We start from the raw sequence: 433 nt of genomic DNA on the forward strand, positions 1-433 counted from the left end.
AGAAGAAGCACCGGTTGCGGAAGAGCAATCAGTTGTAGAAGAAGCACCGGTTGCGGAAGAGCAACAAGTTGTAGAAGAAGCACCGATTGCAGAAGAACAACAAGTTGTCCAAAAAGAAGAACCAAAACGTGAGAAGAAGCGTCATGTCCCATTTAATGTTGTTATGTTGAAACAAGACAGAACGCGATTAATGGAAAGACATGCGGCTAGAGTAAATGCAATGCAATCTTCTATGAGTGAACGAGTAGAGGAGAAGCCCGTACAACAAGTAGAAGAAACACCAGTGCAGCAAGTGGTAGTGGAACCACAAGTGGAAGAGAAACCAGTGCAGCAAGTAGTGGAAGAATCACGAGTGGAAGAGAAACCAATGCAGCAAGTGGTGGTAGAATCACGAGTGGAAGAAACACCAGTGCAACAAGTGGTAGTAGAACCA

The 433-nt window shown here is 44.8% G+C and carries 1 pseudogene; it reads left to right on the forward strand.

Features of this window, described 5'->3' with window-relative positions:
• A pseudogene (locus FS742_RS28010) lies at positions 1 to 433 on the forward strand (DNA translocase FtsK); the annotation flags it as partial.

The sequence above is a fragment of the Bacillus cereus genome (assembly GCF_007678085.1).
Taxonomy (GTDB): Bacteria; Bacillota; Bacilli; order Bacillales; family Bacillaceae_G; genus Bacillus_A; species Bacillus_A cereus_BE.